The organism is Pseudomonas sp. (assembly GCF_041601375.1).
In the GTDB taxonomy this organism is placed as follows: domain Bacteria; phylum Pseudomonadota; class Gammaproteobacteria; order Pseudomonadales; family Pseudomonadaceae; genus Aquipseudomonas.
The window spans coordinates 1-7,133 of record NZ_JBFIIG010000201.1; the positions used below are offsets into that span (position 1 = coordinate 1).

Annotated in this window: 7 protein-coding genes; 1 reads left to right on the top strand and 6 read right to left on the bottom strand. The window is 60.4% G+C overall.

Annotated elements, in window-relative coordinates; genetic code table 11:
• Positions 1 to 173 precede the first annotated feature (173 nt).
• The 6 genes from ABZE94_RS18850 to choX all read right to left on the bottom strand — a co-directional run bounded on the left by ABZE94_RS18850 (position 174) and on the right by choX (position 6,416).
• Positions 174 to 479 (bottom strand): panthothenate synthetase, encoded by a 306-nt coding sequence (locus tag ABZE94_RS18850; RefSeq protein ID WP_372877370.1) that lies wholly within the window; start codon positions 477 to 479, stop codon positions 174 to 176.
• 273 nt (positions 480 to 752) lie between these two features.
• Positions 753 to 1,610 carry a glycine betaine ABC transporter substrate-binding protein gene (locus ABZE94_RS18855; protein WP_372877372.1) on the bottom strand — a complete coding sequence of 286 codons (858 nt, stop codon included), beginning with the start codon at positions 1,608 to 1,610 and terminating at the stop codon, positions 753 to 755.
• A gap of 144 nt (positions 1,611 to 1,754) precedes the next feature.
• A complete protein-coding gene (locus ABZE94_RS18860) occupies positions 1,755 to 2,699 on the bottom strand; it encodes a choline ABC transporter substrate-binding protein (protein ID WP_372877374.1) in 945 nt (314 codons plus the stop codon).
• Positions 2,700 to 2,735: 36 nt separating this feature from the next.
• On the bottom strand, positions 2,736 to 3,617 hold the full coding sequence (locus ABZE94_RS18865; protein ID WP_372877375.1) for an ABC transporter permease: 882 nt from the start codon (positions 3,615 to 3,617) through the stop codon (positions 2,736 to 2,738).
• Position 3,618: 1 nt separating this feature from the next.
• Positions 3,619 to 4,815, bottom strand: coding sequence for a glycine betaine/L-proline ABC transporter ATP-binding protein (locus tag ABZE94_RS18870; protein ID WP_372877377.1), 1,197 nt, complete (start codon positions 4,813 to 4,815; stop codon positions 3,619 to 3,621).
• A gap of 662 nt (positions 4,816 to 5,477) precedes the next feature.
• The gene (gene choX, locus ABZE94_RS18875) at positions 5,478 to 6,416 is read right to left on the bottom strand and encodes a choline ABC transporter substrate-binding protein (RefSeq protein WP_372877379.1); all 939 of its coding nucleotides are present in this window, start codon (positions 6,414 to 6,416) and stop codon (positions 5,478 to 5,480) included.
• 416 nt (positions 6,417 to 6,832) lie between these two features.
• Between choX and ABZE94_RS18880 the strand changes: the two genes are divergently transcribed.
• A partial coding sequence (locus tag ABZE94_RS18880; RefSeq protein WP_372877381.1) for a serine dehydratase beta chain occupies positions 6,833 to 7,133 on the top strand: 301 nt, incomplete at its 3' end.

Below are 7,133 nucleotides of genomic sequence, written 5' to 3' on the forward strand. Positions count from 1 at the left end.
ATCCGCCATGACGGCATGCACGACGGCGCGATAGGGGCGCGAATCTATTGATCAAGCGAGACCCTTGGCTCGGAAAATAAATGCGCGCCCTTTTGGGCTATGGGGCCGCAATCGATGTGCAAACACCAAGGCGCAGCTTGCGCCTGCCCCCGTGCGTGCCGATCAGGCGTCATTCACGCCCATTTCTTGCCAAGTTCTTCCAGCCCGGCCTTTTGCAGGTCTTCGGGACTCATCAGGATGCGGAACCTGCAGTCGGCCTGGAGGTTGAGGAAGAAAGGCTCCGCCAGGGCGGGTACATCCGACGACTCTTGCACGTCAACGATGAAAATGCCGCCGCGCTTGCCGTTTTGTTCGGTGAAGTAGGCCGCTTGCGGCTTGATGGCTTCGAGGATGCGGGCGATGACTTCGCCCACTTTGCCGGTTCTCACGAGGGTATTGAAGGGCTCAAGTGGGAACTCGACGGTGAGGAGCATTTTCATGACAGGACTCCAGCTTGTTGCGGTACGTGGAGAGGGTTCCGCTGACGGCCCATGAAGCGGAATGCTCTGTCGCGTAGCCTTGCTCGTCGTCCTGCAACCCTTGCTGCTCCTCGAAAACGCGACAGGTGCTGGCTAGCCGATCTGACTGGGAACTAGCACGGTTAACCCTAGTTGTCGCCCATTTGCCTGTCCAGCGCCCGGCAGACCTGCGGTAAATGCCGGTAACGAAAAAGCGGGCCGAAGCCCGCTTTTTCGTTGTTGCTGTAGCAGTGCTTACTTCAACCAACCCGCCACGCGCTCGGGGTTGGCGGCGATCCAGTCCTTGGCGGCCTGCTCCGGCTTGGCGCCTTCGCTGACGGCCAGCATCACTGCGCCTACTTCTTCCGGTCCCCAGGAGAACTTCTTGAGGAAGGCAGCGGCCTCTGGCGCCTTGGCTTCCATACCCATGCTGGCCACGGTGTCGATGTGCTCAGCTTCGCCGAAGACATTCTGCGGGTCTTCGAGGAAGCGCAGTTTCCACTTGGCGAACATCCAGTGCGGAATCCAGCCGGGGACCACGATGGCTTCCTTCTTCTTCTCGGCGCGGGCCAAGGCGATGGCCATGGCCGGACCGGAACTCGGCATCAGCTTGAAGTCCAGGTTATATTTCTCGATGGCTTCTTCGGTGCGGCGCATCACACCGGCACCGGCGTCGATGCCGGTGATCTTGCCGTCGTAGGCTTCTTTGCTCTTGTTCAGGTCTTCGATGCTCTTGGCTTCGACGTAGTCGGGAACCACCAGGCCGATTTTCGCGCCCGCATAGTTGGTGCCGAGGACCACCACCTTGTCTTTCATCTTGGCGTAGTACTCGCCGTGAGTGACCGGCAGCCAGGCGGAGAGGGTCGCATCCAGGTCGCCGCGGGCCACGCCTTGCCACATGATCGCGGGTTCAACGGCTTTCAGCTCGACTGTGTAGCCGAGATTACTCTTGAGGACTTCGCTTGCGACATGGGTGGCGGCGACGCTGTCGTCCCAGCCGTTGACGAAGCCGATGGTCAAGGTGGGCTTGTCCGCGGCCATGGCAGTGGACATGCCCAGCGCGAGTGCAGCAACGCCAAGACTTTTCAGGCAGAAGGTGGATAGTTTACGCATAGATTTGATGCTCCATCAGTGAGAGTTGCAGTTCAACTGTGTTACTGGCTCGTGCTGATTGCGGGTGTTGCGCTGGCCGGTTAACCCATGCCAGTGATGCGTGCCTCTGCCCGTCTGGCGCGGACGCCAGGCGGGCGAGAGCTTTTACAGTCCGACGTGCTTCTTCACGGCGGCAGCGCCATCCTGGCCGTCATAGGTGGTGACGCCAGCCAGCCACTTGTCCAGGGCCTCCGGGTTGGCCTTGATCCAATTCTTGGCCACTTCCGCCGGGTCTTCTTTCTCCAGCACTTTTTCCATCAGCTGGCTTTCGATCTCGACGCTGAATTGCAGGTTGTTCAGCAGCTTGCCCATGTTGGGGCAGCGTGCTTCGTAATCCGGTGGTACCACGGTGTAGACCTTGGCGGCGCCGTAATCCGGGCCGAACACGTCATCGCCGCCCGATAGGTAGGTGATATCGAACTGGGTATTCATCGGGTGAGGTGCCCAGCCGAGGAACACGACCGGCTTGTTCTTTCTCACGGCGCGCTGCACCTGCACCAGCATGCCGGCTTCGCTGGACTCGACCATGCGGAAACCGCCCATGCCGAACTGGTCTTCCTTGATCATTTTTTCGATCAGCAGGTTGCCGTCGTTACCGGGCTCGATGCCGTAGATCTTGCCGTCGAGTTCTTTCTTGAACTTGGCGATGTCCTGGAAGCTTTTCAGGCCAGCCTCAGCCAGGTAGGTCGGTACGGCGAGGGTGTACTTGGCCCCCTCCAGGTTGGCGGTTGGCAGCACCTTGACGCCGTTGTCCTTGGTGAAGGGTTCGATCACCGCGTCCATCGAGGGTGCCCAGTAGCCAAGGAACACATCGATCTGGCCCTTTTGCACGCCGGTGAAGGCAATCGGTACCGAGGCCATGATCTTGCGAGTCTGGTAGCCCAGGCCCTCGCTCAGGGTCATGGCCACGCCGGTGGTGGCGGCGATGTCGGCCCAGCCGATCTCGGCGAAGCGCACCTGTTTGCAGCTTTCCGGCTCCTGGGCCCAGGCGCTTTGCAGCATCGCGCAGGACAGCAGGCCAACCCCAGCAATGGTTTTCAACTTGCTCATTTATGGCTCCCTCTGTGAACGGATAAGGTGAAAGTCTTACTGGCGCTGCAATTTCGCACTCACCCAGCTGATCAGGGTGGCGCGTTTCTCGCTTTGCTTGGTGCCGAAGCTTTCGGTAATGCGGTCGAGGATGATCGCCAGCAGTACCACGGCCATGCCGCTCTCGAAGCCTAGACCGATATCCAGGCGCTGGATGCTCGCCAGCACGTCGTTGCCCAGGCCGCCGGCGCCGACCATCGAGGCAATGATCACCATCGACAGGGCCATCATGATGGTCTGGTTGACCCCGGCCATGATCGACGGCATGGCGCTGGGCAGCTGGACTTTGAGGAGCAACTGGGTCTTGCTGCAGCCGAAGGACTGACCGGCCTCGATGATTTCCTTGTTGACCTGGCGGATACCCAGGTTGGTCAGGCGCACCGCTGGCGGCATGGCGAAAATCACCGTGGCGATGATCCCCGGCACCCGGCCGAGGCCGAATAGCATGGCCGCCGGAATCAGGTAGACGAACGCCGGCATGGTCTGCATGAAGTCGAGAATGGGGCGGATGGTAGTCGCCACACGCTCGCTCTTGGCCGCCCAGATGCCCAGGGGGATACCCAGCAAGAGGCTGATCAGCGTCGCGGAGAAGGTCAGGCCGAGGGTCACCACGGTCTGTTCCCAGAAGCCGGTGAGGACAATCAGAATGAAGGATACGGCGGTAAAGGCGGCAAACCGAGCGCCGATACGCCAGAGGCCGAGGCCGACGAAGATGGCAATCAGCAGCCACGCCGGCGGCAGCATGAGGATGGCCTCGATGCCTTCGGAAAAGGAGCTGACCAAGCCACCGATGCTGTCGAAGCCGTCGCTGTAGTTGTCCAGCAGGTGCTGAACGCCGTCGTTGACCCAGCTGCCCAGGTCGAGTTTTTTCTCACTCATGTCATTCTCCCTGCATGCGGGTCAGCAGGCGACCCTTGCTAATGGCGCCAGAGTATTGGCCGTTGCCACCGACAACCGGGATCGGACCTTCGTTGTCCACCAGGCGCTGGATCACTTTATCCAGCGGCATGTCTTCCGGCACCGGGGTGATCTGCTTCACCACGCTTTGGTCGAGTTTGCATGACTGACCACCTTCAACCAGCAGGGCGATCTTCTCCAGGCTGATGGATCCATAAAAACGGTTGTTCTCATCGACAATGAAGGCGTAATGCTTGTCCAGTTCCTGAAGCTTTTGCGAGACGACCTGGGCGTCCGGAGCAACGCCGTTGTGCACGAAGATCGGCACGCTATTAGCCATGAGCTGGCCGGCGGTGAGGTAGCGATTGGTGTCGACGGTATCGAAGAAGTTGCGCACATAATCATTGGCGGGGTTGTCGACCAGCTCTTGCGGGGTGCCGACCTGGACCAGCTTGCCGCCTTCCATGATGGCGATACGGTTGCCGATACGCATGGCCTCCTCGATGTCGTGGGAGACGAAGATGATGGTGCGGCGGTGGACCTTTTGCAGCTCGAGCAGCAAGTCCTGCATTTCGCGCCGCTTGAGCGGGTCGAGGGCGGAAAAGGCCTCGTCCATGATCATCATCGAGGGATCGACGGCCAAGGCGCGGGCCAAGCCGACGCGCTGCTGCATGCCGCCGGAGAGTTCATGGGGGTGCATCTGGGCAAACGTCTCCAGGCCCACCTCCTTGAGGACCTCCATGGCGCGTTTTTCCCGTTCCTTGCGGCTTACGCCTGCCACTTCCAGGCCGAAGGCCGCATTGTCCAGCACGGTGCGTGAAGGCATCAGGGCGAAGGACTGGAACACCATGCTCATGTCGCGGCGACGCAGGCTGATGAGTTCCGCGTTGGACATCTTGGCGACGTTATGGCCGTCGATGAACACATCGCCGCCGGAAGGCTCGATCAGTCGGTTGATCAAGCGGATCAGGGTCGATTTGCCGGAGCCGGAAAGGCCCATGAGGACGAAAATTTCGCCTTCTTCGACACTGAACGACACATCGCTAACACCAATCACCGCGCCGGTTTCGGCGAGGACTTTATCCTTGCTCCAGCCTTGCTTGCTCTTGGCGATGGCTTCTTGCGGTTTGTTGCCAAAAACCTTGTAGAGGTTTTTGACCACGATTTTTCCAGACTGCATGGGTGTTTCCCCTTCAGTAGACATCCAGATCAGTTACACGGAACCTGACGCGCGTCGAACGACGCTCTTCAGGTGATGTCGACTGTTCTTGCCTGTGTGAGTGTGGGCGGTTCCAAGGTTTGGACAGCATTCTGTTTCGCGGCTAGCTGTTGCACATTCAGGCGCACGCCAAGTGGCGCGCCCTGAGTCCGCAAGGTCATTGACGCTGCTTGGCCATGCTTTTGAATGAGCATTGCTGTGCCGTGTCGCAAACTGCTTTCCAAACCCTCTGGCAGAGTAACGAAGGCCAATCCGTTGGAATTTCACATCTCTTCCTGAAATGTGCGTACATCCGAAATTTCTTGTTGGGCTGGCACCCGGTTGAGGTGGCCAGCGCTATCTAATCTTCGGCCCAGAGGGTGGGAACTCTGGACTGTCGGCCCGGCTAAGAGTCGACAGTGACGAAATCGGCTGGCTCAACGATATAGTCTTCGAGTCACCGCGATTGTCGGTTTGCGACTCTGACGTATTGGGCGGCGACATGGCGCTGGCCTATAAAACCTTAACAGAGTTTTTTAGCCCTTGGCCAAGGCTGAAACCCGCGCCAGCCGTGGTTTTCCGCGGTTGACACGAGTGTAGCCGCCGTATCCCGGGGGCTGCATCAATATGGAGAAAAATGAAATTCAGGGCGTTTTTTTGTTATCTGATGGCATTTCCGCCGCGCTGCCGTCGCGTCGGGTGACGCCTTCGAGCCATTGTGCGTGCACCTGCGGATGGGCCTGCAACCAGGCCTTGGCCTCGCGCCTGGGGGTGGTGTTCTGATTGAGGATCGCCTCCATCAGGTCATTCTCCATCTGCAGGCTGAAGCGGATATTCTTGAACAGCCGGCCGAGGTTCGGGCATTGCGTCGCAAAGCCCTTGCGCACCGTGGTATAGACGGTCGCGCCACCCAGGTTGGGGCCGAAGTAGTCATCGCCGCCAGTCAGGTAGCGCATGTTCAGCTGGTTGTTCATGGGGTGCGGTTCCCAGCCGAGGAACACCGCCCATCTATTCAGGTGGTCGGCGCGTTTGACATGCAGAATCATCTGCGACTCGCTGGACTCCACCAGCTCGAATCCGCCGAGGTCAAAGCGGTTCTTGTCGATCATCTGCTGGATCAGCTGGTTGCCGCCGTTGCCCGGCTCGATGCCGTAGATCTTGCCGTCCAGCTCCTTCCTGAACGTGGCGATATCGCTGAAATCCTTGAGGCCGGCATCAAAGGCGGCCTGGTTGACCGCCAGGGTGTACTTGGCGCCCTCCAGATTGACCGCCAGCAACTCCACGCTGCCGTCATCCAGGTAGGGACGGACATCCTTGTCCGAGCTGGGCAGCCAAGTGTCGAGGAACACGTCGATCTCGTTGTCGTGCAGCGCCTTGAAGGTCTCCGGCACCGACAGGCGCTTGACCTGGGAGCGGTAGCCCAGGTCGTTGAGCACCAGACGAGTCACGGCGTTGGTTGTGATCAGGTCGGTCCAGCCGACGTCGGCCAGGCGCACCCGGTCGCAGGCGGCGGGTTCGGCGGCGTGGGCCAGCAGCGGGCTGCTCAGGGCCAGTGCCAGCAGGCAGTTCTGGGGTAATTTCATCGGCTTATCCAATAGCGGGTGACGGATCCCCCCTCGGGGTCGCAGGCCATGAACCAGGCGAGACGAACGGCTGCTGGCCGGCGCATGGGCCTCGGATCATTGCGCCGGGACTCGGTCGCTGCCTATGCGTCGGGTCGCTGACAGAACGCTGGTGTCGCATTTGGTCGTGGGGGGGGAATGTAGCAGTCAGCTTGCTGGCGATCCGCCGTCCCACGGTGCAGCACGGCTGGCGCCAGGTATCGCCGGGCCGAATCGCGTCCCCTACGCTGCCGTGCAGGCGAGGTCGGCGGTTTCCATTCGGCCCCTCGATTATCGATCTGACGGCTTTGGACACGAACGCGTCGGTGTGGGACTTCTGCGCTCTGCGCAAATCCCGATGATGGCCGCACAGCTGGAATGCGTGCAGGAGATTAATTGTGGCTATCAGTGTTTTCGACTTGTTCAAGATCGGTATCGGGCCTTCCAGCTCGCATACCGTCGGTCCCATGCGCGCCGCCGCGCTGTTCACCGGCGCGCTGCGCGAGCGTCACCTGCTCGAGCGGGTGCAGCGCGTGGAAGTGCGCCTGTATGGCTCGTTGTCGGCCACCGGCGTCGGCCACGGCAGTGACACCGCGGTGATCATGGGCCTGATGGGCGACTGGCCGGATCAGATCGACCCGGCGAACATTGCGCCGCGGATTGAAGCACTGCACAGCAGTGGCACCCTGCAACTGGATG

Bases quoted from the DNA above. Each gene is read 5' to 3' on its own strand.
- ABZE94_RS18860 (WP_372877374.1), bottom strand. From the start codon at position 2,699: ATGAGCAAGTTGAAAACCATTGCTGGGGTTGGCCTGCTGTCCTGCGCG.
- ABZE94_RS18865 (WP_372877375.1), bottom strand. From the start codon at position 3,617: ATGAGTGAGAAAAAACTCGACCTGGGCAGCTGGGTCAACGACGGCGTT.
- ABZE94_RS18850 (WP_372877370.1), bottom strand. From the start codon at position 479: ATGAAAATGCTCCTCACCGTCGAGTTCCCACTTGAGCCCTTCAATACC.
- choX (WP_372877379.1), bottom strand. From the start codon at position 6,416: ATGAAATTACCCCAGAACTGCCTGCTGGCACTGGCCCTGAGCAGCCCG.
- ABZE94_RS18855 (WP_372877372.1), bottom strand. From the start codon at position 1,610: ATGCGTAAACTATCCACCTTCTGCCTGAAAAGTCTTGGCGTTGCTGCA.
- ABZE94_RS18870 (WP_372877377.1), bottom strand. From the start codon at position 4,815: ATGCAGTCTGGAAAAATCGTGGTCAAAAACCTCTACAAGGTTTTTGGC.